Annotated in this window: 15 protein-coding genes and 3 pseudogenes; 15 read left to right on the forward strand and 3 right to left on the reverse strand. The window is 57.7% G+C overall.

All coding sequences use genetic code 11. The features are described 5' to 3' along the window. The first annotated feature begins 6 nt into the window (after positions 1–6). The 6 genes and pseudogenes from ACVIIV_RS15145 to ACVIIV_RS15170 all read left to right on the forward strand — a co-directional run. The gene (locus ACVIIV_RS15145) at positions 7–2055 is read left to right on the forward strand and encodes a sigma-54-dependent Fis family transcriptional regulator (protein ID WP_456744900.1); all 2049 of its coding nucleotides are present in this window, start codon (positions 7–9) and stop codon (positions 2053–2055) included. Positions 2056–2064: 9 nt separating this feature from the next. Further along, positions 2065–2514, forward strand: a complete 450-nt coding sequence (locus tag ACVIIV_RS15150) for a hypothetical protein (protein ID WP_456744901.1) — start codon at positions 2065–2067, stop codon at positions 2512–2514. Positions 2515–2636: 122 nt separating this feature from the next. Beyond that, the gene (locus tag ACVIIV_RS15155) at positions 2637–2819 is read left to right on the forward strand and encodes a hypothetical protein (RefSeq protein WP_456744902.1); all 183 of its coding nucleotides are present in this window, start codon (positions 2637–2639) and stop codon (positions 2817–2819) included. Between the two features lie 8 nt (positions 2820–2827). Next, positions 2828–3949, forward strand: coding sequence for a WD40 repeat domain-containing protein (locus ACVIIV_RS15160; protein WP_456744903.1), 1122 nt, complete (start codon positions 2828–2830; stop codon positions 3947–3949). Positions 3950–4005: 56 nt separating this feature from the next. Continuing rightward, positions 4006–4188: a hypothetical protein gene (locus ACVIIV_RS15165; protein WP_456744904.1), complete on the forward strand. Its 183-nt coding sequence runs from the start codon at positions 4006–4008 to the stop codon at positions 4186–4188. A 378-nt stretch (positions 4189–4566) separates the two neighbouring features. Continuing rightward, positions 4567–4833, forward strand: a pseudogene (locus ACVIIV_RS15170) (biotin carboxylase N-terminal domain-containing protein); the annotation flags it as partial. Here ACVIIV_RS15170 and ACVIIV_RS15175 read toward each other — a convergent pair. Further along, positions 4833–4949, reverse strand: a pseudogene (locus ACVIIV_RS15175) (hypothetical protein); the annotation flags it as partial. The pseudogenes ACVIIV_RS15170 and ACVIIV_RS15175 overlap by 1 nt on opposite strands. 1041 nt (positions 4950–5990) lie before the next feature. Between ACVIIV_RS15175 and ACVIIV_RS15180 the strand changes: the two are divergent. The 4 genes and pseudogenes from ACVIIV_RS15180 to ACVIIV_RS15195 all read left to right on the forward strand — a co-directional run bounded on the left by ACVIIV_RS15180 (position 5991) and on the right by ACVIIV_RS15195 (position 11076). Continuing rightward, on the forward strand, positions 5991–6770 hold the full coding sequence (locus ACVIIV_RS15180) for a patatin-like phospholipase family protein (RefSeq protein WP_456744905.1): 780 nt from the start codon (positions 5991–5993) through the stop codon (positions 6768–6770). Positions 6771–6805: 35 nt separating this feature from the next. Further along, a complete protein-coding gene (locus ACVIIV_RS15185; RefSeq protein WP_456744906.1) occupies positions 6806–7582 on the forward strand; it encodes an acetoacetate decarboxylase in 777 nt (258 codons plus the stop codon). A gap of 893 nt (positions 7583–8475) precedes the next feature. Then, positions 8476–9343 (forward strand): annotated as a pseudogene (gene aceE / locus ACVIIV_RS15190) (pyruvate dehydrogenase (acetyl-transferring), homodimeric type); the annotation flags it as partial. 857 nt (positions 9344–10200) lie between these two features. After that, a complete protein-coding gene (locus tag ACVIIV_RS15195) occupies positions 10201–11076 on the forward strand; it encodes a TauD/TfdA dioxygenase family protein (RefSeq protein ID WP_456744907.1) in 876 nt (291 codons plus the stop codon). 900 nt (positions 11077–11976) lie between these two features. Here the strand turns inward: ACVIIV_RS15195 and ACVIIV_RS15200 are convergent. Then, positions 11977–12258, reverse strand: a complete 282-nt coding sequence (locus ACVIIV_RS15200; protein ID WP_407193199.1) for a helix-turn-helix transcriptional regulator — start codon at positions 12256–12258, stop codon at positions 11977–11979. Between the two features lie 590 nt (positions 12259–12848). Between ACVIIV_RS15200 and ACVIIV_RS15205 the strand changes: the two genes are divergently transcribed. The 4 genes from ACVIIV_RS15205 to ACVIIV_RS15220 all read left to right on the forward strand — a co-directional run bounded on the left by ACVIIV_RS15205 (position 12849) and on the right by ACVIIV_RS15220 (position 15031). Continuing rightward, the gene (locus tag ACVIIV_RS15205; protein WP_456744908.1) at positions 12849–13121 is read left to right on the forward strand and encodes a DNA -binding domain-containing protein; all 273 of its coding nucleotides are present in this window, start codon (positions 12849–12851) and stop codon (positions 13119–13121) included. 162 nt (positions 13122–13283) lie between these two features. Then, positions 13284–13478, forward strand: coding sequence for a transcriptional regulator domain-containing protein (locus tag ACVIIV_RS15210; protein WP_456744909.1), 195 nt, complete (start codon positions 13284–13286; stop codon positions 13476–13478). A gap of 46 nt (positions 13479–13524) precedes the next feature. After that, positions 13525–14049, forward strand: a complete 525-nt coding sequence (locus tag ACVIIV_RS15215; RefSeq protein WP_456744910.1) for a DUF2285 domain-containing protein — start codon at positions 13525–13527, stop codon at positions 14047–14049. Between the two features lie 67 nt (positions 14050–14116). Next, a complete protein-coding gene (locus ACVIIV_RS15220) occupies positions 14117–15031 on the forward strand; it encodes a LysR family transcriptional regulator (RefSeq protein WP_456744911.1) in 915 nt (304 codons plus the stop codon). Positions 15032–15348: 317 nt separating this feature from the next. On the opposite strand, the gene ACVIIV_RS15225 is transcribed toward ACVIIV_RS15220, so the two are convergent. Beyond that, complete coding sequence (locus tag ACVIIV_RS15225) at positions 15349–15630, reverse strand: helix-turn-helix domain-containing protein (protein WP_036012081.1); 282 nt, start codon at positions 15628–15630, stop codon at positions 15349–15351. A gap of 4415 nt (positions 15631–20045) precedes the next feature. On the opposite strand from ACVIIV_RS15225, the gene ACVIIV_RS15230 reads away from it, so the two are divergent. After that, positions 20046–26510 (forward strand): amino acid adenylation domain-containing protein, encoded by a 6465-nt coding sequence (locus tag ACVIIV_RS15230; RefSeq protein WP_456744912.1) that lies wholly within the window; start codon positions 20046–20048, stop codon positions 26508–26510.

Below are 26510 nucleotides of genomic sequence, written 5' to 3' on the forward strand. Positions count from 1 at the left end.
ACGCTCATGGCTAAGCCGCCATTTTTCCTGGAAGGCTACAATGATCCGGGCACCACGGACGCAGAGCAAGGGCGGCGATATGATGAACGAGAGACCAATAGGGCCTGGGAAAACTTTCTGATCTTCGGCGACCTTAGGCGCGAGAACGCGCCGGTGCGAGGCGTCATCGAGAGCTCATGGCAACGCAGTCTCAAATCGGGCGTCGATGCCCGCGGGAAAGGCAGCAGTCTCGTCGCCTCGCCGGACGACCTCTACGAGCTGCGTCTGAAGAATGAAGATCTGATGGCTGCAAGCGCCCAGACCTTTCGCCGCGTCGCGGAGGTGCTTGGCGACGCGGCCACAATGCTCATGATCACCGACAGAAATGGCGTCGTGCTGGATGTGGCGGGCGACCAGCGGACGATCGATGCGGGACATGACATTCGTCTTGAAGTCGGCGCCGCTTGGGGCGAGACGGTCACCGGTACCAACGGCATCGGGACAGCGCTCGTCACGGGTAAGCCGGTTCATGTCCATGCGGCCGAGCATTTCTCTGAAGGCATCAAGGCATGGACCTGCGTGGGCAGTCCGATTCGGAGTCCGATCGACGGCAGCATCATCGGCATCGTCGATTTTTCCGGGCCCCAGGCGATCTTTCACCGGCACAACGTGGCCCTCGCGGTCGTGGCGGCCAATCACATCGAACTTGCACTTTCAGAGAAAATTCGCATCGAGAGAATGCGGCTGCTTGAGGCGAGCATTTCGCGGATGCCGGGGATGAACAGGTCCGACGGCGTCGTCATTCTCGATCGGTTCGGCCGGGTCGTCCATCACAACGACATGGCTCCGGGGCGCTGGCGGCGGATCGCGCATACTCCCGACCTAAGCATCGGAACTCAGATCCTCCCCAGCAGCGAAGGGCTATTAGGCAAGGACCTAACTAGTGGGTTGCCCGAGGAGCTGCGCGAGCAGCAGATCGAACCCTTGGTTGTGGACGGCGTCGTCAAGGGTGCAATGCTCGTGCTTGCGTCGAAACCGCGGATGAACGCGGGGGCGGCTCAGATGTCGCCGACTGCGCAAAGCGCCCTTATCTCGGCAAAAGAGGCCATCATCGGATGCAGCGAAGCACTGCTGGATGTGGTGGAGAAGGTTGAGCGGGCGGCACTCGGCCGCACGGCAATCCTGCTTGAAGGCGAGACCGGTGTTGGCAAGGAACTCTTTGCCCGTCTGATTCACGCCGCTAGTCAGAAGACAGGCAAGGAGCCCTTTGTCGCCTTCAATTGCGGTGCGGTCTCCAAAGAGCTTCTTGGCGGCGAGTTGTTCGGCCATGCTCCGGGCGCCTTTACCGGCGCGACCCGCGAGGGAAAGGCCGGACGCTTTGAGTTCGCTAATGGCGGGGTGCTCAGTCTCGATGAAATTGGCGAAATGCCGCTTGACCTCCAGCCCTATCTGCTGCGCGTGCTCGAGGAGCGGGCGGTCTATCGGCTCGGTGACAGTAAGCCGCGTCCGGTCGATGTGCGACTTGTTGCATCGACCAATCGGAATTTGAAGCAGGAAGTGGCGGAGGGGCGTTTCAGAAGAGACCTGTATTTCCGGATCGGTGTTGTCAAATTCACCATCCCGCCTTTGCGCGAACGCCTGGGCGATGTCGAAATCCTGATCGATCATTTTAACAGGCAATTCGCAGCCACTTATAATACCCAACCGCTGCGTTTCGAGGCGGCCACGATGGAATTACTGCGGCGCTACAGCTGGCCGGGGAACGTCCGCGAACTGCGCAATCTGATCGAAAACCTCGTGCTGATGACGCTTACCGGTGTGGTCACGCCCAGGGACTTGCCGGAGGATTTCCTGGAAGCGGCATCTCAGCCGACTACGCCGACATTATCAGGTGATCGTGGTCAAACCCCGGAACGCGAGGAGATCGCGCGCTTCGACGAGATGGAACGTCGTGCCATCGAAAGGGCCGTCGCAAACGCCGGCGGCAATATCGCGGCCGCCGCCGAAAAGTTGGGGCTTTCGCGCGCCACGCTATATCGGAAGTTGCACCAATACCGCTCGCAAACCTCGGGATAAGGATTGGATATGGCGACGGTCTGGAATGGAAAGAAGCGCGAAGGAGAGCCGGTCGCCGCGACTATGCTCGCCTCACAGATTCTCGCACGCGCCGACCGCGACGTAACCTTCATGGTGCATCTAGTTGGCGAAAGCCAAGATCTGCTCGTTCGTCATTTCGTCGCGTTCATCGAGAGCGAACTCGCAGAGCGCGCTACGAGCTATGGCGCGCACCCGCTCTTGCGTGCCTTCATCGAGACGCATGCACGCGAGCTGACGGATTTCGTTTTGCAGGGCATCGGATTGCGGCATCAGTTCGGTCTGCAGGCCTTGGAGAGGATGGCCGGCGATCCGGCGCGGTTGCTGAGGGTAGATCTCTGGGACTCGCTGCAATCTCATATCAATGACGCGCAGGAACACTTCCTTGCCGGAACAGGAGGCTTGCAGCGGATCCTGACTGCAATTGAGTCAAGCGCATGACCGGCGATAGGCCGCTGCTTCGCGACATGCTGAATGAGCGGTTGTGCATCGTTCAGGAGATGTCGGCCGCTCAATAGCGCAGCCTTCTGAACCGTCAGCTAAGTGGTGGAGCGGAATTCGAGATGCAGAGAATCGAAAGCGAGATGGCAGCGATTGGCGGCTCGCTGGCGCTTAGCAAGGCGTTCGATGAGGCGCGTGAGCGCTTCGAGAAAGCAAACGCTGCCGTAGCCACGTGCGAGGCTCAGTGCGTTGCGCTCGAGGTTGGCCTTGAAGACGTTGATGGGCGGATTGCGCCGGATAAGTGAGACAACCGATGGACACGATGGAAGCAGAAGCAGGGAGCGCAACACTTTATGATTTGTTGGGGCGGCACTGGAAAGTAGGCGCCCCGGTCACGAACGTGGTGTTCGACGCTGCTGGACAGGCAGTCGCGTTCGCACTTGCCGACGGCTCTCTGGCCATTGCGCCGGTGGCGGACAGTGAACCGCCGATAGATCGCTGTCGTATCGCCTTGGACGAGGGACGGGCCACGATCTCACCGCGACGAAATCCGGTGCCTCCGCTGACGAAAGTCGTGATCAGCGATGATCGGCTTCATCTTGCTTCGGTCAAGCCGTCGGGTTTCATCGCAAGTGACGGCGGCGAGTTGCTTCACGTTTCGACCGCCGGTGTCACCCGGCAAATTTCGAGACTGCGGGCCGCGATTGATCTGGTTGTCCCGGTATGTGCGGGGGGTGTACTCGTTTCTTCTGGCGGATCACTCATACACTACCAGCCTAATGGTGAGATCGGATGGGTCCAGGAGCGCGGGGGAGGAAATTCATCCGCGATGGCCGTATCTCCTGATGGCCGGAATTTCGCAATAGGAGCGGACGGTTGTCTGCTTATACGAGCCTTTGGAGCCAGACCGGAGCCCGCTGCTTCATTCGATGTCGGCTTGGTCTCGACGTTGTCGTGGAGCCCCGATGGAAGCTGGTTAGCTGCATCGGTCGAGAATGGGGGCGTTGTTTTGGTCCGTCTTGCCGATGCATGGATCGTCCGAATTCCCACCTATCCCGCCAACGTCGCCTCTCTTTCATGGAGCGCCGACTCCCGAGCCCTGGTTACGAGCGGAGCCTATCGGATAATCGCCTGGGACGTCTCCAGCCTTGCTGACGACAGCGAGAAGCCGACGAATCTCGCTACCGGGCGCGCCCGGTTCGTCCTCGCTGACACGGTGGATATCCATCCGGAGCGCCAATTGGTTGCGGCGGGCTACGCCGACGGAATGGTCGCGGTTGCGAAGATCGGACACTCCGACGAAATGGTCGTCAGGCCGCCAGGCGGAGGTGCCATTCACGCCCTTCAGTGGTCCAGCGCCGGCCAGCATCTTGCCGTAGGAACAAGTGAGGGCGAGGCGGCGATCGTGACGTTTCCGCCGCATGTCTTCAAATAGCTTTGCGCTCCAGCAAAAATGCGGGCGCGGCAACGAAACCGTGAGGAGAAGTAATTATGACGACTAATCGCACTCTTAGCGAAGCCGAAAGTAAGGATCTCTTCTTTAGAGAGTTGGCCGAACTCTCCGAACGCATGATAGCCGCGCATGGGAAGGACTTTTCGATGGGGGCCCTGGTGCTGGCCGCAAGATTTATCGCCGAGAACAAGCCCTTTCAGCGAAGCGCGATGACACAGTAGGCGGTGTTTTTCTTCAAAGTAAATTTCGCAATTGAATTTGCGGGGGACATAGCATGTTGAAGAGAATTGTTCGGAATAGCGTTTATCCGCGGACGGCCAAGGTCTGCCCCGGATTGCGTCCACATCCTGAAAACCCAGCGCTGTCAGCAGACCGAGACAAATATGGCACGTGTCTTTTCGGTAGATGTCATGTGCACCGGACCCGCCTCATTCTTAGAGCCGATCAGTGTCGCCTCGCAGATCGAGCTAGTGGGGTGCTTGGTACAACCGTCCATAACCTCCGCCTTTAATGGTCGTGAGTCCGAGTTTGCGGCCAAACCACGCTGTTCAAGAGCGTTCGTTCGCAAACTGGGTCTTTACGAGCGGTACCATGAAGAATTGGATAGAAAAGCTCCTCGTTCCCAACGCTCGGAAATCGCCATCCGCGTCTTCCGAGCTGCGACCGAACTTGGAATCCAGACGGTCGCGCTCTATGCCGAACAGGATAAGCTTTCGTTGCACCGCTTCAAAGCGGATGAGGCCTACCAGGCAGGGAAGGAAAAGGCACCGCTAGAGGCTTATCTTTCGATCGAGGAGGTAATACGCGTCGCCAAGGACGCCAAAGTCGACGCCATACATCCCGGCTACGGTTTTCTTTCCGAGAACATGTCGCCGACGACCTTCGAGGATGGAGTGACCTTGATGATGTCGCCGAAAAGATCGTTCGCCGTTCGATAGGCCTCCGCCACCTCGTTCCAACGATTCTCAGAGCCCAGGGATCGCTGCGCATTGAGAACGAGTTCACGAAGAGCGTTGGTGCTGCGGGGGCGCTGATGCTGGCGGCAAGGTTCATTGCCGAGGATAAGACCTTCGCGACGACCTTAAGTTATTATCATTCTATTGCAGCATCGGGCATCCTGGCGACGTAGTCTTCACGAGCAAACGCGATGGATTCCAAGGCGACCTAGGCGCGCGAAATACGCCGCTTGTACCGCAATCCGCGCAACAACGCTCCATGCTACGGATTGCGCCGAGAGCTTTAACAATGAGGGGATGTCCGTCGCAAAGGTCAGAGGATGAAACGCAGACCATCGCAGAACGCGTCCAAGCCGGGCGGCAGGCTGCAGCGTCACAGCCGCGAACAAATCTTCCTTTTTCATTGAGAGTGGCGCGCCGCAGTTGCGGAGAAAATGGCGAGCGATGATCGAGCGCGTTTTGGAACCATGTATGCCCGTGCGCGGTTCAGGCTCATTCAAATATCGCAAGGACGGACTGGCAAGTCGCCGCAATCGCTCCAAGGATGCGTCGGGAAATCGACGTGTGTCGCATAGAGAACCGGCGCATTTCACACAAATGAGCCCGCACCCAGGCGGTGGCCGATCACGTCTAATTGGGGCTGCAATGTCCTGCGCAAAGATATGAAGGCCAGGGCGACGGGCGGCACCGAACGGGCTCCTCGCGAGATTGCCCACGATGCGCCTGCGTCGCCGGCGCGGAATGTCCCAACTCAGTCCGTGCTGGCATGGAGTTTGCCTAGCCCCTTTGGTGAAGCAATTCGAGGTAAGCGAAGGCCAACATCCATCCTGATTGGGGCCGGTATCTCCACGGAGCGATCAACGCTGCCATCATCGCGGGCAACCCGTGCGACGCGCGTCTTGATCGCGCACGTGAATTTTGGACCCAAGTGACATCTGCCGGACCTTGGTATTGCACCAGCAATTCCTTTATCGACTTAGCCCGCACCGCCGGTGCGCGCAATGTCTTCAACCAGGTGAGCGCAAGCGATGGTATGCGGTGCAACGGGATTTTTCTCTACGCGGACCATGCCGCCCTGGTCGCAACGCGACGGAACGAGCGAGGCCACCAGCTTTTATGATACTAGCAGCTTAAAGACGACGCTGGAGCGCCTCGTCGATTTTGATCGCCTTAACGCCGGAATGATCCGATTCAGTGCAGGTGCGGTCAACGTACGAACAGGCAATGTCGTCTATTTCGACAACAGCACTCACACGATCATGCCGGAGCACATCATTGCGAGCGCAGCGCTGCCCCCAGGTTTTCCGGCGATAGAGATCGATGATGAGCACTACTGGGACGGTGGTCTCGTATCCAATACACCATTGGAAGGGCTGCTTGAGTCTGGCGCTCCCCAGGACAAGCTCGCGTTTCAGGTCGACGTGTGGAGCCCTCGGGGACAGATACCGCGCAACATGGCGGAAGTCGCCACGCGCCAAAAGGAGATTTATTCGAGCCGTACGCGACCAAGCCTCCGCCAGCTTAGGCGCGTCCAGCACCTACGGCGTGCACTCGCTGCTCTGTTGGATCCGCTCCCCGAAGATCTGAGCGAAGATGAGGATGTGAAGCTTCTGAAAACTTCTTCTATCTGTCATAACGTCTATAACATCGTCCAGTCGACTTACCGCGCGCGGAACCACGAGGAACACTCAAAAGATTACGAGTTCTCTCGCGTTTCCATGCAAGAGCGTTGGCGCGCAGGTTATAAGGATGCGCTACGCGTGCTGCGCCATCGCGAGGTGTTCGGTCGCCCTACAAGTCCTGACGGCGTCTTTACGTTCGATCTTGACCAGGATCGCCGCGAGTAAAGCGAGCTGGTAATTCCCAACGTCAGGAGAACTGAATGCGCGAGAACGAAGTGCTCGAACGGGCGTTCGCGATGCCGCTCACCAATCCAGCGTATTCACGAGGGCCGTATCGGTTTGTCGATCGTGAATACCTTATAATTACATACCGCACCGACCCAGCAAAGCTGCGAGCAGTGTTACCTGAGCCGCTGGAGTTCGATGAGCGGCAAGCGCTTGTGAGATATGAATTCATTCGCATGCCGGATTCAAACAGTTTTGGCGACTACGCAGAAAGCAGCCAAGTGATCCCTGTATCCTTTCGTGGACGTAGCGGTAGCTACACGCACTGCATGTTTCTTAACGGCGAGGCGGCCATTGCAGGTGGACGAGAACTGTGGGGCTTTCCAAAAAAGCTCGCCCAACCCACGTTGCGAACTGAAGTTGAGACGATTATCGGTATGCTGGACTACGGGCCGCTGCGAGTTGCAATAGGTACGATGGGCTACAAACACCGTGAGGCCGACTTGGCGCAAGTCAAAGCCGCGCTCGAGGAGCCGAATTTTCTGCTCAAAATCATCCCACATGTCGATGGCAGTCCGCGCATATGCGAACTGGTAGAATACAGGCTTGAGGAAATAGCTCTAAAGGGAGCCTGGACCGGGCCGGCGGCCTTGTCCTTGACGCCTCACGCATTGGCTCCGGTAGCTGAATTACCGGTTCTCGAGATCGTAGGCTCTATCCACATCCGCGCCGACCTTACACTTGGCCTCGGGCGAGTTGTCCATGATTATCTCCAGCAGGCGAATCGGAGCTTCACAGCAGGCCTGCGATAATCCCTACAAGGACAATGTGCCGAACGATTCCAATTCTGCTTCGTCCTCCTCTGTCTTCGATTGCGCAAGCGCTTGTCACCTGACGAGAACTCGGCCTGAATGCGAATTTGTCACGAGGAAAATTATTGGCTCGTTGCCGTTCCGGGTTCGCAGGGCAGGATACAAGACAATCTTTCATGAAGTGAGAAGGGAGTAGAGGCGCAATCCGCGGACCGACAACGAAATCAACTGAGCCGGTGATGACGGCCTTTCTCTGGCTCTTATGCTCTCCCTCGGACGACTTGGCGTTTACCACCGCGCCGATTGGAGGAAAGAGCAACGCGAGGGTTCATAGCTGCCGAGCGAAGCGGCATGCATGCGGGAAACGCCATGTGCTAGGGCTACGGGTGCAGCTGAAAGCAGCGCCCTAGTGGAGAATCGTCGTCGCCTCGTGACAGAAGCGGGATGTTGCACGCAGACATTCGACCGGTCAGAGCAGCATCATCAACTCCAATTCATCCCCGGCCGCCTCCGCCTCGCCGGCGGCGACGCATCGCCGCGACCGTCCGATATTCCGGATCGCTCCGCCGGCCGGCCTTCCCGCGCTTGGGAGGGATCGTGGCTCCAGAGGTCCCGGATCTACCGTGCGCTGAGAGCATTTCCCGGCAAAACGAAGGAGATGCACGATTACCGCCCTACATGTGGCCTGGCACGGATGCCGCTTTAAGCATCGACAAAAGGAGCATCGGTTCCAGAACAAGCAATGCGAGGGGACGCTCTGATGCCAGCCAGCATCCGATGCTTCACGTAACAGCACAGGCGATGTCGCCTGAACGGCATCGCGCCTCTTCGCTGTTGCGGAGCGCAATGAGCACTGACGCTCGAATCGGCTTGGCTAGCAAAGAGAGAGGGTGATGACAGTTGCAGGCGCGTACGACCTGGACCCGCAGGAACCCCAGGAGTGGCTGGATACGCTGTCAGCCATCAAGGGGCATCGCGGCAATGAGCGGGCCGAGTTCGTCGTCAACACGATAGTCGACACCGCCCGCAAAGGCGGGCTCGCAATTGAACAGACGCGGACGCCCTATTGCAACACGATTCCGCTGAGCCAACAGCCGCCCTAGCCGGGCGACCGCGCCATCGAACACAAGCTGCGCTCGATCATCCGCTGGAACGCGCTCGCGATCGTGCTGCGCGCCAACAAGGAGAGCTCCGAGCTCTGCGGTCACATTGCGAGCTTCCAGTCGGCCGCAACGCCCTATGATATCGGCTTCGGCCATTTCTGGCATGCGCCGACGTAGAACCATGGCGGCGAGTTGATCCTGCTCCAGGGCCACAGTTCGCCCGGCGTCTACGCGCGCGCGTTTCTCGAGGGCCGGCTCAGCGAGGACCAGCTTCTCAGCTTTCGCCAGGAGACCGCCGGCAAAGCCCTGTCGAGCTATCCGCATCCCTGGCTGATGCCGGAATTCTGGCAATTTCCAACCGTGTCGATGGGCCTCGCCCCGCTGCTGGCGATCTATCAGGTTCGCTTCCTGAAATATCTCCAGAACCGCAACCTGGCCGAAACGGGAAGCCGCAAAGTCTGGGTCTTCATGGGTGACGGGCGAAACCGACGAGCCGGAATCGCTCGGCGCGATCTCGCTCGCCGGCGGCGAGAAGCTCGACAATTTGATCTTCGTCATCAACTGCAATCTTCAGCGGCTCGATGGCCCCGTCCGCGGCAACGGCAAGATCGTGCAGGAGCTCGAGAGGGTCTTCCGCGGGGCGGGGTGGAACGTCATAGTCTCAGAGGAGCGATATTCCTGAGGGGGCGGCGCGCTGTATCATATGTGTACTCAACTGCCACAAAGCCAAATGGCATGCACTTCGTAAGGAAAGTCTAGGTCTCCGTGCAGAGGCAGGTTACCCGGGACACCTGCATTCGTGCCAAGTGCAGATTTCGAAAATCGAGGGATTAAGTCCGTTGTTAAGCTGCATCGGAAGTTGCAGTGTTCTCGTTTTGCGCTTTCACCGCTAGTCAAAGACTGACAGCAAGTGATCAGCTGATGAAACAAGTCGCCCATTGAACAACTCCAAGTCGCAAAAATATGATTGCAAACACGTTGAAGTAGTTGTTTATGTGATATACGTCTTGAGGTAGAGTTATTTTTGAGCAGCAGGTCCTATCCGCTTCGCAAGTGCATGCCGCGAACTAGTTCCAATCTTCATCGTGCGCATGACGCCGTGCGGGATGAATGAGGTACGACGCAGTCGTTGTTCGAGGATTTTCCAAGCCTGAGTTCTGAGACGAGGAGGACGTTACGCGAGCTCTAAAAGAAAGCTGGTTTCGTTTCATGGACTGGACATGGATTGCGTCTATGATCTGCACTGTTGATCAGGCTGCAAATCGATCTGGCGGCCTCATATGCGAGTGTCCTTCAATTAGAACGCCAATAGCCGTCGACACGCATAGGGAGTCGGATCCTAGGGTGCTGGTGGTGTGTATCAGAATTCAGTTGCTTAGTTGAGTGGCGCGCTGAGCCACGCTCAGACAATTCGGGTGTGTAGGATCAAGATGGTTTTGCCGGGTTTGTCGCCAGACGCGACCACCACCGAGGCTGTTTTAGACATCCACAGAAAGGCGCGTGATGAGTGGAACAATGGTTGTTGAAGATGTCATTCCGCGAGCAGACATCGTGAAGCGCGCGGAGCGGCTTGGTGCCGAAATCAAGAACATTGCGTTGTCGGACGATTTGCCCGACGATGTCATCGTAGCGTTCAAGCGGCTTCTGCTAGAGCACAAGGTCATCTTCTTCCGTGACCAGGGACATCTCGACGATGCACAGCAGCAACGTTTTGTGCTCCGGCTTGGCTCGCTGATACCGAATCCCACAATGGCGGACACAATGGGCGGTTTAACGATCCGGCAGGAGCTGTCTGATCCCGCCTGCAGTCATCTCAACCAGATGAACGAGGGGCGGGTCCGCACAGCCATTTCGGTGCTGCGGCTCGCAGCGGCCCCGCCTTTTGGCGGCGACATTGGTTGGTCGAGCAGGGCGGGCGCTTATCTTGATCTTCCCGATCCCCTGCGGATGCTCGCAGACAACCTGTGGGCCGTGAGCTTCGTTGCATCTGATCTCACCGCGACAGAGAGGGGCACCGATGCTAACAAGCGGCCTTGGTGGGGCGTATCCACTGGGACGATCTACGAAACGACACATCCGATTGTTCGCGTTCATCCCGAGACCGGCGAACGCATGCTATTGCTCGGTAGTACCGTGAACAACTTCGTCGGACTGCAACGCTATCCCAGCCAAAGACTGTTTGAACGGCTGCAATCCTATCTCATTGCGCCCCGGAACACTCTGTGCTGGAACTGGAAATCAGGCGACGTCGTAATCTGGGACAATCGCGCGACTGAGCCGTACCCCGTCAGCAAATCCAGCAGCCCTCACTGGATGATGGACCAGCTTGCGATTGACGCCCGCGTACCGCACGAGAAAAGGCCAAGATCAAGGGCGGCAAAGGCTGCCTGACTTCTCGGCACCTTCCGGATCAGGTCAACGCGCGGAGACCCAAGACTAAATTGCGGCCCTGCAATGTCGAGCGGTGCGGCCGGTCTTATGCGTGAGGACCGGCTAACGGGAGCAGCTGCCACCTGCTGGGCTTCTTCCAGGCCCAACAGTATCAATCCAGGCTTCGTCTCTCCTCGCCGGTCAAACCGATGACGCTGCATTTTTGATGATCTGATCCATCGTTGGCTCTCGCTCGGCGAGCAGTATCCCCTTCATCGTATCGGTATAGTGAGTCCCGGCGTAGCTCACACCCAATTGAGAGCATATTCGCCACCATCTCGCGAGATGTCGGATGGCCTTGATTCGCAGCGCCGCCGTCGGCTGAAACTATCCCGGTCGCGATCAGGCCCACGTCCTACGTGTCCCACAAATAAACCGTCAGTCGAGCCTTTCCACGAGCGCCTAAATTGCGACCTTGCATGAGCACCACACCTTCCCGATCTTCGTCCAGCGGAAAGGTCCCATTCAAGCCACACACCAGCTTGATCCTCCGTCCGGCAGCTCTGGATGACGGATCTGCTCTCTTGGGCGCGAGGGTAGCAAGTCCTCCATGCCCTTGCGGAAGTCTCGTAGGTGAGGCGTTGCGATCACCCGAACGTCACCCGCCTAACCGATCTCAGCTCCAAGCAGACTCTTGGAAAACCTCGGCCGACCGTCGGTACGGTTACGGCCAGCGGCGCAAGAGCTCATTTTGATGATGCTCGGCCTTACGCCAGGCCGCCGTTCGCGAGGCGGAACGCGGCTGGGACGACATCGGCTGGAGCGGGTGAGCGGAATCGTCGGCTGTAGATCGATGAAGCACGTAGGCCGCTCCGGCTCGATTCCGCCCAAGCCTTAGCCGAAACATGGCTCGCTCAATAATTACGTCTTGTTTCGGCCAAGCCGTGCCGGCTTCCGCCCTCTGGACATCGGCTTGGGGGGCATTGCACCTTTAGCGGGCGGTGTGAATAATTCGAACAAGTGAACACCCAAAGTCTTGGCGATGCGTTCCAGGAGATCAATAGTCGGGTTCTCCTTCTTCTGCTCAATGCGCCCCATGTATGAGCGGTCGATCCCGGCATCATAGGCCAATTGGTCTTGCGGAATGCCGCGCTCAACGCGGATCCGGCGCACATTCCAGGCCACAAGCGCACGAGCGTTCATGCGCAGAGGCAGCCATTCCGACGATTATGAAACCACTGGTTATAGGCAGAGTATTACGATAAGCTCGCGCCAGCTTTAGCTGTCCTCCCCAATCGGCGAGATGCGGGCGCAGCTAATGCCCGTCTTCTCGTTGACCATCGCAACCGTTCTCGTGGGGCAATAGCTTGCCATTAGCGGCAGAGAAGAAATAGCGCTCAGACCTGCGCGTTTTCCCGAGACCGGGACGATATAGGATGAATGTTCAAGTGTGGGTCGAAACGGAAACGAATATTCTCCAGCTGGCAGGTTCTGGCTATTGCCTTCACGAGTGCGACCGGAGCCCTTCACCACGGACCACCACGCCTCCGCCAGGAACAGCAAGGACAACCCAGTTACAGGGCACATCTGCAATCGCTTGCAGTATGGACTGCGATGAAAAAGAGAAAGCGCAGGATGGAGCCACCAGGTCAATGTGAGCCGATATGCGATTGCCATCTCGGCGCGAAAAGGAGATTGGCGTGCGACCATTGGGTAGGTACCAAAGCGACCTGAAATTAGTTATCGTTGCTCTGATTTCGGTAAATTTTTCAGCTGGGTAGGAGTCTCAAGCAGTGCCAGCAGAGCCGAAGATCGCAGAATTGGCGCCCAGCGTCGACGAGCTCACGTCCTATGACAAGGAGCACGCCGTTGCCTACATGCGACTTCTTGATGCCGACGCTGACAAGGCAGATTGGCGTGAAATTGCGCGCATCGTGCTTGGGCTTGACCCGACCGCTGAACCGGATCGAGCGCGGCGCACGTTCGAAAGTCATCTGACGCGAGCCAAGTGGCTAGCGGGCAAGGGCTATCGTGATCTGCTACGTAGCGGTTGGCCTAAACAATGATCGGCGCGGATGTCGATGTCATCGCATCGTCGCAATCGCAAAAGTTGATTGTTCCATCGATTAGTTGCGCGGAAGACGCGCACACGGTAAGCAAGCAGCTGGAAAGTGCCACAATCATCGGCTGCATTTCGCCGGGTCTGAAGATTGTGCGGGAAAGGTGCGATGGCGGATACTGACTGGAGATCTGAGGAAGCGTACAGCGGCCTGAAGACGGCAGATGCTGCCGACCTGGCCTGGGAGTGGCTGCGCCGGGATCACGGCTACCAAGAGGACTATAAGCGGCTATCTCGCCGCGAACGTTCAAGCGCGGCGGCGGGCGAATTCCGACGCAAGTGGGGGCTTTCGTTTTCCTGCTGATCCGCAACAGACTTTCGACAAGCAAGCAGTCTTTTGGGCACCTGAGGTGCTGCCGACCGTCCTGGCTGTGCGGGCGACGAGCTGCATTGCGCCGAAACCCTATCAGCTCGATTTCGACAATCTGCCGGGCGGCGAGCTTCGCCGTGCGCCCGATGGATGGCATGCGATCGTACCGCTCGGGGGCACGAAGCATCGCCTTTGGTTAAGAGAGTTTCCGGCGAGCGGATATGCTGTCGTCGTTGATCTGCCGCTTGATGGCGATTTCGAGATTCGCCTGGGGGCCGCACGTCAATTTTGGAAAGCCCTTCAGCGTCGGGCGCTCGGAGAGCCGCCACTTGCTTTGCCTGCTTTGAGGCGACGTCGGCTGATCCTGGCGTTGCGCGCAATGGATGGATGGCAGCAAGGAAATAGCTATCGCCAAATCGCGCAAGGCCTGTTTGGAAGTAATCGTATTGCCGAGCGCGCCTGGAAAACAGACGATTTGCGCAGCCGAACCATTCGACTTGTTAAGCTGGGGCAGCGTCTCCTGCGCCTACGCTGGCGTGCATTGCTTGACAAACGCGGACGCTGATACGCAGCGATCCGGCCATAGGCATCGAATATTGTGATGGTCTTTGATTCTGGCGCCGGAGCAGACAATGGCGGCTCGAGACGATGAAGTTCCTCTAAATGCCATCCGCGCGTTTGTGACGGTTGCGCGGGAAGGCAGCGTCACACGCGCGGCCACCACTCTGGGAACAACGCAGAGTTCGGTCAGCCGTTATTTGGCTGTACTGCGGGATTATCTGGGGGCTGACCTCATCGAGCGGCGTGGACGGCGCAGCGATTTGACCGAGTTCGGAAGGCTATTCGCAAACGCAGTGTCTGAACCGCTCGAAACCGTCAGTTTCACTGCGAAGAGAATGCGACGCCGTGCAGGCGCAGGAACGAATCGGATCGTGGTCCGCACGTCACTATCGACCTTTGCTTTCTCTATCCTCATTCCAAATCTGCAGGCTTTCTCTTCTGAAGCGGGTGGCGTTATCGTGGATATCATCAGCTCGCTAGCGCACCCGACATCTTCGGATGATTTCGATATTTTGATTACACGGGATCTTTCGGTCATCGAACCCGCCGACAGTTGGGAGATTCATAAAGAGGAGCTGGTGTGTGTCGGCCCGCCAAATCTGGTCGGGGGCAGAGAGCTCTCGATTGTTCGCTCAACCCCGATACTGAACATCACATCCCGCCCCGACATCCTGCCGACATGGCTGAGAGCCATGAATCTGTCTTCGAGCGACATACGAGTTGGCGCCCGGTATGACCACAACTATCTTGCTCTGCCGGCCGTTATGACCGGAAAATGCCTTCTTGTCGCGCCGGAGATCATCGTTGGTGATCTAGTCAGAGGGGGCGCTTTGCAAATCATCCCTGGCACCCGCACCCCAAGTGGTATGCAATATCGCGCCTATGCCGTAGATCGCAGCGCGCACCCCGAGATAGCACGTTCTTTTTGCCGATGGCTGGCTCGTCTTTGCAAGAAGGTCGCGTTTGCGCAGTTACCTGAGGTCTAGCGGCGCCTCAATCCGCTGCAGGGGGAGCGCTCAGTTTAAGAAAACTATGCAAGCATAATCCGCAAAGCCCTCGGAGATAGTGCCCCTCTGTTGCAGCAATCAAGACGGCAACAATGAGATCTCGGAGGGCAAAGACTTTATCCTATCCACCATCGTGCCAGGCAGCAGCAGAATTGGCTGGCAGAACGGAAGGTGGCCATCTATCGCGCCGCAACCCACTACTTGTCATCCTGCCCTGCCATGCATAAAATCTTCTTGTGAGCGTGATACCTGCGCCGGGAGCGCACGACATCAGAGTCTCATGGTGTTTGTCAGGCTTAAGTCCTTTTGCCGCGTGCGGGCTTCGGCTTGCGGCCTTTAGGTAAGGTTGCGGGTGGCGGGGCGCCCTTGGATGGCCGAACAAACAGTTCGGAGACAGCTACGCCGAGCGTCTCGGCAAGGCGATCAAGAAGGTCGACTGTCGGGTTCGCTTGTTGGCGTTCGAGTCCGCTCATGTAGGAGCGATCAACGCCCGCATCGTAAGCCAATTGCTCCTGCGGAATACCGCGCTGGACGCGGATCCGGCGCACATTGTAAGCCACAAGCGCACGAGCTCTCATGCGCGAAAGCAGCCATTTCGACGGTCATCAAACCACTGGCTATAACCTACCTAAAAACATCAGGTATGCGAGCCACCGTATCGCCTATCCCGGACGCTACGGGAGCGGCCCGCACATGCGCCGGTAGGTCGACCGTCCTTCAATTCGCGGCGGCGCAAGTTTTCTGGGCGCTGGCCGAAGCTCACCCGAACTGCTGCCTCGGCAGCGGTTCGATTCCGCTGCCCAACTCGCACGAACGGCCTCGAGGCAAGCAAAGATGCTGACTGAGCGAGGCGATGCCCCTCCATTCATCGAAATGGAGTTGCAGCTCCGATGAAATGAGCCAGCGCTGACTATCGCGATCGCAGCGACAGCCGTTCAGCCATCTTTTATAGTGATCTTTATCCTTGGATCAGCGCAGACGGCGCGGTTCAGGGACCCTAATCTCGTTCATTCTCTGGACTCAGAGAATTTCGTCTACCGGTACAACATCTTTGTGGACGTTACGCACGCCGCCATCAGCGATGAGACGGAATTTTAGGCTCTCCCGTCCGCTCAAGAGGCAACTGAGGCTCAAGGAACGCGCGCCGGTCGGGTTATCAAGTCTAACGAGCAGTTCGAATCAAACGCGGTACGGCAAGTCGTAACCTATTCTGGCAGCAGCCACCGACTGCACAAGAGTGGCGTCCAGAGAGCAAAGTCTCGCAGTGTCGACTTGGAACGCGCAGGCGATAGCGCGAGGGCAAGCGGCGAGACGTCGCGAATTGGATCCGCCAATGAAGTCGAACAGATGCCACGCGTGTCGTTACCTATGATGTATGAGCCCGAACGAATTGGGATTCGGCGCGCTGTTGAGGCAAGCTGAGAGGTTTCGGCTTGGGCGTTGTCTGGACCATTCGAACGCCGCGGGCCGGCATACCCCAAGGTCACTCAGCTGAGAGACTTCGAGGTTGCCCAGCGGTGCCAAGAAGCGACGAGGGTGTCAGGAAAGAGTTGTTGCAGAACACGGAGAGCAGCGCAGACGCGACTGGCGCCATGGAAAGAATTCGATGCTGCTCCTGCTAGCCGCCATGCTAGCGAAACTAGCGGGTGGCTCAGCGATCGGGTAGTGAAACCCTGAAGGCGCTGTTCCTGGCCGATGCCGCAAGCCTCTGTGTCGCTGGCCACCTTTGCTCCCGTGAGGGGCAAGTCCCTCGCGGTGCTACCAAGTGGTATTGCCAAGAGGTACCGCAAGGGCACCTACCTATACGAGTAGGCAAGCCTTCAAAGACGCTGTCCCTGCCGCGCCAGCGACGTTAAGGCTTTAACGGCGACGTGACTCGGCGCTCAATCCCTGGAAAAGCGCTGTCCCTGCCACGCGCCGCTAACCTTGGCACCAGCCTTGCCCCAGTTGGTATGAACGCTGACACTTCGGCCCTCTAGGGTGCCGCCAAGTTGTAGGCTTAGTACGACTGCCAATCACCTACCTGAATTGGTTGGATCGCCCGCTACTTTCTACGCTGGTCCGCTAACTCGCAGAGCAAGTGCAGATGCCCAGCATATTAGGCCGCTCCGCTGCATGAAAAAGGCCTACACGCTGCCGCTCATGACAGAGCCCAAGAATGTTGGCGGAGTAAGACGGGAGGCATGGAAGCGATCGCTTGAAAGCTACACGCGCCGCAAAATTTAACGTCGCCAATCTGTCTCGGCACAAGCGGGCCGGGTGTCCGTGCCTGAAAAAGCATGACAGTGCGGCTACCAGGGTCGTTTCTCCGACACCGGAAGCAGCGCGGGCGCGACTCGGCGCCGGTCGGTTTGGGACTGGATCGGCGCTATCCCTGCCGCGCCTGCGCTGCAGATTGAGGTTAGCAGGAACGTGACTCGGCGCTGTCCCATTCTGGTAAGAGCTGTCTCTACCACGCCTCGCTAACCCTCTGGCGGCTCTGTACTCACGCTAGCTTTCTAAAAGCTGACGAAACCTGCGCGGCAATTCACAAACGAACAGCAGCTGTTGTAGCCGATTGCAGACCATGCTCATTGACGGCCGCTGACCGCCCCATCAGCGCGCGCAGCCAAAAATGAAACCGATCGCTCCCAAGCCTGGCACCAAGTATTTTCTCTGCGGTATAGGCGGGGCAAGTAGACTTCAACGAACCCGGTCATCGCGACCAGAAAATTGGTCTTAGAGCATGCGTGCGCGCACAGCCTGACAATGCATTGGTAGTCTGTTCAATTGAAGGGTCGTCCTCAGAGAGTGGGTGGTGCGCGCCAAATTCGTATTCGCTTGGCCTCAATATTCGTGAAGGCCGCATCAGGCTGCGAAACGTGGTGTCGACCGTAACCGGACGAGTGTTGTGGGCGGGCAGCTTTGCCGTAAACTCTGGCTATATCGCGTGTCCAATCGGTTTAGGTGGTCGGCCGGCGAGTTGTTCAAATGACGAATACACATTCGTTGACCGCATCCCCACAGCGGCAGGAAGTCGCAGTTGATCACCGTCTCCAAATAACGGCCAGTCGCGACGAGCGGGTTCATCAGGCGCGAATAAAGCGCGGGATCGTCAACGGGCCATCGATGAGTCGAGGCGATTTCACATGGCACCTAGCCCGCGCCGCCAGAGCCTACGCCGTTTTCCAAGGTGCAGCCAACGCCATCGACTCCGGTCGGTTTGATGCGCCAGCACCGGGTCTGCGAACTAACGCGCGCCACCGCGTAACTATCGCATAAGAGTGCTGTCAATTGTCACTACCAGATCTGGGTGTTTGGGGAAGCAGTACTTGTATCGTAAGTTACGGAAAGGTCGGATGCACATATGTGTGTTCCCATCAAGCTTCGAGACGCGCATGCCATGGCAAACATGAACCTCAGCTCCCAATCCTTTGCCGTCGCATGCGCGCGACAGCGGACCTCCACCGACCATAAACTCACCGAATTTTGAGCACTGGTCCCGAGACGTTCAGGTTTCCAGATGAGACGTGTCATGAAGCCAATAGCGCGGGTCGCAGCAGCAACAAAGCGCGCTCGGGCACTCTCCGATTTCGACCGGTGCTGCGCAATCTGGTGGCTCTATCGCCTCCATTTCGGCATCAACCGCGACGTGATGTTGGCCCTTGCAGCGGTCACGATCGCCTAGGAGAGATTCCGCTGCGGCATTTAGGCCTCGCGACATCGGCCACCTTTTCATGCGGGCGCTGGCACTGCCGCACCAAACCTGCCACCAGGTTGCGCGTTGGCTGGCGGACAATTCAGCCTAACGCCAAACGTCTCAAGTCCCCCGCAGCCCATTAAGGTCGCAACCACATCTTGTACCGGCGGACTGCGGGGGGGCACACAATGGCGCCCGGAAATACGTGAGCAGGCCGCAGAAGCCGAACTAATGCTCGCCGTTCGCAGCATCAGCAGGCTAGAGGTTGGTGCCGTGGATGATGCTGCTCATGCAGTCCAGCATCGTTGAATGAGCTGGCCCGAATAGCTGAGCGGAGAGCGCCAAAATCGGATCGCTTGATTTGAAGAGTCTGCCGATCGGGCAAGGACGCGACGCTCGCATTTCACCAGATGGTCTTAAGCGGAACGGAATATGCCGCGCCCGAGACCGCAAAGGCCGTGGGAAGTGGTCGAGTAGCTCATCAAGCAAGGCTGGCGAGCGCATTGGAGGGATTAATCCTCACGCAGAGGGCCCTGGGCAGGCTGCGTCTCTCGACCGGAATCCCGGTGCTCCATTCATCCCTGCAGACGGCCAGCCGTTCAACCGTGCACCGCCTGGGAAATATGCCCTCCGCGCCTGTCCACAGCGGTTTGTGCTCACCTCCGTGCGCTACGGGATGACATGACGCCTCAGTTTCCAGCTCTCGTTATCCTTTGCCATAATAAGTCTCCATTGAATAAGGGCCAAATAAGCTGAGCTATTCGGATGTAGGTGACGAGGTGATGGGGCGCCTTGTTTGAAGGTGCCGGCAGTTGGATGACCTCAAGGCCGTGCTTGCGACTGCTGCTGCGAGCTTCGACAACTCGTTGTAATGTTGAGGCGCGGCCGGGTCCTTGATGCGGCGATCACCGGCTTGAACACCATCGGTCTGGCGGTGGTTACGGTAAGAAGCCTTTCGTCCGTACAAGCTGTACCGCCGGGCTGGCCAACACGCTCTCGGTCGGTTGGTGATGCCGGCTCAAGTGCCGGGAAATCGGACAATTACGCTGATCGCAAGCCGTAACGAGCCTGTGGGCGCGTTGATTGCGGGTGCCATGCAGACGATGGCAAATCCTCTACAAGAGTAGGTAGGTGCCAAAGTGGACGCGGGGTCCTAGCGTCCTCCTGTTCCTATGCCGATCATCGAGCCAGAAGCGAACACTGAGGAAGGTCGTACGGACAAACCTTACGACGTGCGAAATCAGGGTGGCTGCGCATACACACCTCGATGACGAGCTCCGGCGTTCCGAATTTGGGCGCCGAAGAAGGCGACGAATGGCGGGGCGCGTGCTTACGGAAAATCAATCAGCCAAGAAGCAGTCTATGGAACGTCAACCGGTTGACGCGATCACGGCGATCAATCGGCTTGCCGGTTCGGATCCGGAGAGAGTTGCGCTGAAGCACGGCGCAGACGAACTCACATATGAGGCGCTACGAGCAAGATCGGATGCCCTTGCAAGGACCTTACGAGAGCAGGGTGCTCGCGGCGCGGTTGTCGGCTATTGGGGAGGGCGGGACCTCGACTGGGCGACGGCGGTCATCGCAATTTTGAAGGCTGGATCAACGTACCTACCGCTCGATCCATCGCTGCCGGCTTCCCGTACATCATTCATGATCGAGCAGAGCCGCTGCGCTTTGCTGATGGGCCGAGACCGGCCGGATTCGCTCAGCCTATTCCGGGAGAGCAGCAAAGCAGCTCCTCAATTCGTAGCTATTGAGGCGGGACTGGGCCGGGTGCAGACCTCGTCTGTTGTGCCATCGCCGAACGTGAATGGACTTGCCTATATTCTGTTTACGTCTGGTTCGACGGGCCAGCCTAAGGGCGCAATGATCGAGCGCGCCGGCCTAAACAATCATTTGGTGGCAAAGATCGATGCTCTAAGTCTCACTCGGACGGATTGCGTCGCGCAAACGGCATCGCACTGCTTTGACATCTCGCTTTGGCAGCTTCTTTCTGCGCTTTGCGTCGGAGCCTCTACATCAATCATTGATGATGCGACACTGAGATCGCCGTCATCGCTCCTTCAAGCAATTCAACGATCCGGCGCTACGGTCGTCCAACTCGTTCCGTCGATGCTGGCAGTGTTTGTTGAATATCTGCAATCGCTTGCCGCTGCAGAGCGAGCCATGGACGGCTTGCGGATTATTTCTACAGTCGGAGAACCTCTAACGCCCGGATTGGCGCGTGCGTGGCTTGCCTTGTATCCCCGCGTTTCCATTCTCAATCATTACGGGCCGACCGAGTGCGCCGACGGCGTGACGCATCATCTGGTTTCCGTGCCGCCTGCGCTGGCTGAGCCTTATGTGCCGATCGGCAGGCCAATTCAAAACGTTGAGGTTTATGTCGCGGACGGACCACGGCTCTGCAATGTAGGAGAAGTCGGCGAAATCTGTGTTAGCGGCGTCGGTGTCGCTGCCGGTTACGTCAATGACCATGTCCGCACCAAGGATGCGTTTGGGCCAAACCCATTCTCAAACGACCTGTCCTTACGGCGCCTATATCGGACAGGTGATCTTGGGCGCCTCCGTTCCGACGGCCTTTTGGAATGTCTCGGTCGACAGGATCGTCAGGTCAAAATTCGCGGGCACAGAATCGAGCTGGGAGAAATCGAAGCTCGTTTGTCCGCTCATCCCTTGGTGCATGGTGCCGTCGCAGTCGCTTCTGTCTGCGCAGGTGTAAAGCTTACGGCGCGAGATATAGCTGGGGCGGAGGCGCAAGCCGAATCGCGGCGGCTGGTTGCGTATGTGTCGGCTCCAGCTGAACTGGCGGAAAGCGACGTTCAGAAGTTTCTTGCTGAGGCCCTCCCCAGCTACATGCTCCCGGAAAGAATCATCCACGTCAGCGGTATTCCACTGACCAGGAACGGAAAGGTCGACTTTTCAGCATTGCCTGACCCGGGGAGCGTTCGGCCGGTACTGTCAACGCCATTCGAGGAGCCGCAATCAGACCTCGAAGTCCGGTTACGTCAAATCTGGTCCGGCATCTTGCGTATCGAAAACATAGGTGTGAATGACCAATTCATAAGCCTCGGCGGAGACTCGCTCCGCGCAATGCTTATATTGGGACAGTTGCAGACCTTGCTCGGAGTGAGAGTGGATTTCAGACTGGTCCTGAATGGGACTATTCGATCTCTTGCCGCTTCGATCGAGGCTCGCGCTGAGCCCAATCCATGCACAGCCTTGACATACCGGAAGCTTAACCGATCACCTCTGACGCGACTCCAGGAGCACCTTTGGTTTCTGGCGCAGCTCGATCCATCTGCCCGGAACTACATCCTTCAAGGCGGGCTGCGGATTAAGGGAAACATCGATTTAGCTCGATTCAATCGCGCCTGGACCGAGGTCATTCATTCCCACCAGGCACTTTCGGCGCGCTTTATTGACGAAGACGGTCCGGTTCAATGCTTTGATGCTCCGCCATGCACCAATCTTGAATTGATCGATGTATCTCATCTCACCTCCTCCGAGGCTGAGGAGCTCATCGCACAGTTTCGGCGAACGGCGCTGAAAGACAATTTCGATCTCGGGCAGGGCCACTTGTTTCGCGCGCGCATGGTCCGGTTTGGGCCTGACAATCATCTCATATTGATCACCGCTCACGAAATCATCCTCGATGCCTGGTCGATTTCTGTTCTGCTCAGAGATCTTCGGCAGAGATATTTAGATGCCGTGGCGCCTTGGCCAGAGAACCGTGCGTCACTCTCGGGCTACGCGGCGTGGGAAGAACAACACATTTCTCCAGAGGCGCTGGAGGACCAACGTCACTATTGGCGTCGTCAGATTGGTGATGATCCGCTGGTGCTTTCGCTTGGAACGGGACGAGCGCGCCCGCAGACTAATTCATACCGCGGCGCCTCGCATCCAGTGCTGCTTGGCGGCGATCTCTCCAGTCGGGTAAGAGAATTCGCCCGCCAAAATAGCTGCACCACGTCGACAACACTACTGGCGTGCTTCCAGCTGCTGCTACGAATGTATAGCGGTCAGGACGATATTGTCGTCGGCATGCCACACGCTGTACGGGATCAACCTGGCAGCGCCGATATCATTGGCTTTTTCCTGAATATGCTGCCGATCCGTGCCGTGATCGATGCCGGTCAGTCCTTTGTTGCTCATGCCAGGCGAATCCAGGGCCTGGTCAGCGATGCCATCGTAAATTCGGCCTATCCATTCGGATGGATGGTCAGGGATACGAGGTTATGTCGCGAACCGGGTCGATCACCGATCTTCCAGGTCATGTTCAACATGTACTCCGAAGCCGCCGAACCAGTTGGTCGGGACGAGTTGGCTCTGACATTCCGCGAGTATGACACCGGCTATGTCAAATTCGATCTAACACTGTACGCGCAAGATCAGGGCGATGAAATTGCGCTCCAGCTGGCGTATGCGGAAGACATAATCTCGAGTGATCTGGCTGTTCGCATGGCCAACAATCTGCGCTGTCTGATTACCGCCTGCGTTGATAAACCGCTTGTGCCCATTGAGGAACTAAGCTGCCTCAGCGCCTCAGACCTCACTATACTGGATTCGCTGGATGGGTCGATCCAACGATATGAATCTGAATGTCCGCTTGTTGAAGCCTTCGAGCAGATCAGCGTCTCTAATCACGGCAAAGTAGCATATTTTGGCGAGTTCGGGGAGGTCACGTTTGGCCAGCTTCGTGAGCGCGTGTCAGCTATCAGCTCGTTACTGCGGGATATGAAGGTGGAGGCCGGCGATCTGGTCGCCATGCTTGTTGACCGGTCGCCGGACGTTGCCGCTGTCATGCTTGCGGCGCGAGGCTTGGATGCTGTTGTTGTGCCGATAGCGCCGGATTATCCGCGTGATAGGATCCAACATATCCTGCGAGATAGTCAGGCAAAGCTCTTGGTTCACGCGATGGCGACGGAGCCTGATCTTGACATACCGTCGATTTGTCTATCCACCTTAGAAAGGTGCAGCAGGACTGCGAATAGTGTCGCGCCTAGCGACAGACCGTTAGATCAGCGAATTGCGAACCTCATATACACGTCCTCCTCCACAGGTCGGGCGAAGGGGGTTCTTATACCGGAAGCGGCCATTCTCAATCGGCTGAACTGGATGTGGCGGTGCTTTCCGTTCGATGGCACCGACGTCATGGTTGTCCAGAAGTCCGCCTGTCTTGTTGCGTCCGCTTGGGAGTATTTTGGTGGGCTTCTGAGAGGTGTGCCCACGCTGATCCTCACCCAAGAGCAGGTGCTAGATCCAGATCTGTTGTTGTGCAGTTTGGCAAAACATCGCGTGACACGCTTTTTTGCCTCTCCGCCACTTCTGTCCGGTCTCATCGGGTCCCAGGAACGGCAACCGCAAAGGACCGCTTTGAGATTGGTCACAAGCAGCGCCGAACCGATGCCGTCCTCGCTGCCCGCTCGCTGGCGTGAGTCGTTTCCGGGCGTGCCGTTGTGGAACTTCTATGGTGCGACGGAATGTGCGTCCAATGCAGCCGTGCACGAAACATCGGATGCGGATGATAATTCGGCGCTTGTCCCAGTGGGGCGGCCAATCGACAACGTAAAACTCTACGTGCTCGATTCACGATTGAAGAGAGTGCCTGTTGGAGCCCCCGGCGAACTGTGCATCGCGGGCCGCTGTCTGAGCGCTGGGTACTGGCAGGATCAAGATCGGACTGACCGCTGTTTCGTGCCGAATCCGTATGATGGCGGACAATACGACGTGCTTTATCGAAGTGGGGACATCGCACGCATCTCAACCAGCGGCCTTCTTGAGATTTGTGGCCGATCGGACAACCAGATCAAGGTGAGGGGCTTCCGCATCGAGCCGGAGGAGGTCGAAGTTGCCCTTGAGTCCCATCCGGCAATCGCAAAGGCCGCGGTCTTCGCAGAAGGCATTGATGACGATCGCCGCTTGACGGCGAGCGTGGTGCCCGCTCGCGAGAATCTAAGCTCTGGAGAGATCCTTGCGCACCTGCGCAACAGGTTGCCATCTGCCATGGTTCCCGCAGCCTTCAGGTTGGTTGACAGTGTTCCCCTGACGACGAGCGGAAAGATAGACCGTGCTCGCCTATCCTCCGTTCCTTACCGCGAGATAGAAACCAGTCCATCTGCTGAGCCCCGCACCAGGAACGAGCGAGTTCTTGCTCGGATCTGGGAGGATCTATTAGGCGCCAAGGGGGTGGGAATCGACAGTAGTTTCTTTGATATCGGGGGCGACTCTCTTCTGAGCGTGCGTTGCGTCACGCTGGCACGCAAAGCCGGGCTGAATCTCACCGTCAACCAACTTTATCGAACGCCGACCATCAGGGACTTGGCGGCAGGGGACGCGGAGGCGGCCCCCCACAACGTCGCTTCCGCGGACGGCTTACTGCCTGTGCCCCCCGTCATATCGTTTTGGAATTCTCATCTCGGTTTTGACGAGCATTTTAACATCGGCGATCTGTTCTTCTTGCGCGGCGGCATCCTGAACATCAAGATCCTGGACCGTGCTCTTGCCCATGTCATCGAGAAGCACGAAGGCCTCAGGCTGCGCGTTGCCCGAACCCAAGATGGACTACGGCTGGGGATTGGGCCTTGTCCGACTGAGCGAATCGTGGAGGAGATCGATCTCGTCCGGATGACCCGCCTAGACCAGCGCAGGACGATCGAGACCGTCTCGGCAAAACGTCAACACATGTTCAGGTTTGACGGTCACACGCCTCTTGTTCAGGTCGCGGCCTTCCGTACTTCGGAAAGCGGCGATTACTATCTCCTGGTGCTGATGCATCATTTCGTAGCCGATGGGATGGCCTACCGGCTATTCCTGGAAGCATTGGAGGGCGCATACAACGCTCTTGCTGCAGGCCATGATGTGATTGGCCCTGATACCGTAAAAAGGCTCTCTTCCTGGTTGAAGCGCCTCGAGCATTACGCGGACAGCGAAGCACCAGACGAACTCAAGTACTGGGAGGATATTGACTACGATCAATTCAATCTGCGTGTCAGCGACGCGTCATCGCGCGGCACGAGTGTTGCCGAAGGAAGCGCGAGACAGCTTCACGATGCAAGTCTCGGAGGTCGTCGGGAGGATGCGAACGGCCGTTCGCGGGTAGATCGGGCCAAGTATCATCTTGAGATCGACCGGGAAGCGACAGCGGCTCTCCTTAGTATTGGAGCCAGATCAGCGCATTGTCAGGACTTTGATGTGTTCCTCGCTGCCATGTCCGGTGCGTGTGGAGCCCTGTTCGGCAACTATTCGCTCTGGGTTGATAGCCTGACCTCGACACGAGGTCGGCTGTTTGACGATTTCGATCCATCTCAGATCATTGGCCTTATCAGCGAGCTCGTTCCGCTTCCATTGAAGGTCACCGGAAGAGAGTCGCGGTCCGACCGCGCTCGTCAAATATACCGGCAGCGCAATGCGCTGCCGCGTGGGGGAATAGGCTTTCGGGCCCTGAAATTCCTAAACCGAGATCCAGCCTTGCGGTGTCGGCTCGATCGCCTGCCATTTCCCAGAATTGGGGTGAATTATCGCGCCGGTTTGCAGCGACATTTCGCACGCCGTTTTCTAGACACAGGCCCTTGTCCGCTTTGGATCGGCGAACACATGCATCAAGCAGCGGCGATCCACCTCTTCTGGTTCGAGGTCGGATATCAATCGGGTCGTCTACAGATCGACACCACGTATGATCCGAGCATGGTCGATTATGAGGCGACCCGCCACCTTTGCACGGTCTTGCAACAAGAGCTGATGCAGACGATCAATGAATTCGCAGAGCTGAAGACGGCGTGA

This window comes from Bradyrhizobium sp. USDA 4354, assembly GCF_054060315.1.

Excerpts from the sequence above, each read along its gene's own strand:
- ACVIIV_RS15145 (WP_456744900.1), top strand. The coding sequence starts at position 7 with ATGGCTAAGCCGCCATTTTTCCTGGAAGGCTACAATGATCCGGGCACC.
- ACVIIV_RS15150 (WP_456744901.1), top strand. The coding sequence starts at position 2,065 with ATGGCGACGGTCTGGAATGGAAAGAAGCGCGAAGGAGAGCCGGTCGCC.
- ACVIIV_RS15155 (WP_456744902.1), top strand. The coding sequence starts at position 2,637 with ATGCAGAGAATCGAAAGCGAGATGGCAGCGATTGGCGGCTCGCTGGCG.
- ACVIIV_RS15160 (WP_456744903.1), top strand. The coding sequence starts at position 2,828 with ATGGACACGATGGAAGCAGAAGCAGGGAGCGCAACACTTTATGATTTG.
- ACVIIV_RS15165 (WP_456744904.1), top strand. The coding sequence starts at position 4,006 with ATGACGACTAATCGCACTCTTAGCGAAGCCGAAAGTAAGGATCTCTTC.
- ACVIIV_RS15180 (WP_456744905.1), top strand. The coding sequence starts at position 5,991 with ATGCCGCCCTGGTCGCAACGCGACGGAACGAGCGAGGCCACCAGCTTT.
- ACVIIV_RS15185 (WP_456744906.1), top strand. The coding sequence starts at position 6,806 with ATGCGCGAGAACGAAGTGCTCGAACGGGCGTTCGCGATGCCGCTCACC.
- ACVIIV_RS15195 (WP_456744907.1), top strand. The coding sequence starts at position 10,201 with ATGGTTGTTGAAGATGTCATTCCGCGAGCAGACATCGTGAAGCGCGCG.
- ACVIIV_RS15200 (WP_407193199.1), bottom strand. The coding sequence starts at position 12,258 with ATGAACGCTCGTGCGCTTGTGGCCTGGAATGTGCGCCGGATCCGCGTT.
- ACVIIV_RS15210 (WP_456744909.1), top strand. The coding sequence starts at position 13,284 with ATGGCGGATACTGACTGGAGATCTGAGGAAGCGTACAGCGGCCTGAAG.
- ACVIIV_RS15220 (WP_456744911.1), top strand. The coding sequence starts at position 14,117 with ATGGCGGCTCGAGACGATGAAGTTCCTCTAAATGCCATCCGCGCGTTT.
- ACVIIV_RS15225 (WP_036012081.1), bottom strand. The coding sequence starts at position 15,630 with ATGAGAGCTCGTGCGCTTGTGGCTTACAATGTGCGCCGGATCCGCGTC.
- ACVIIV_RS15230 (WP_456744912.1), top strand. The coding sequence starts at position 20,046 with ATGGCGGGGCGCGTGCTTACGGAAAATCAATCAGCCAAGAAGCAGTCT.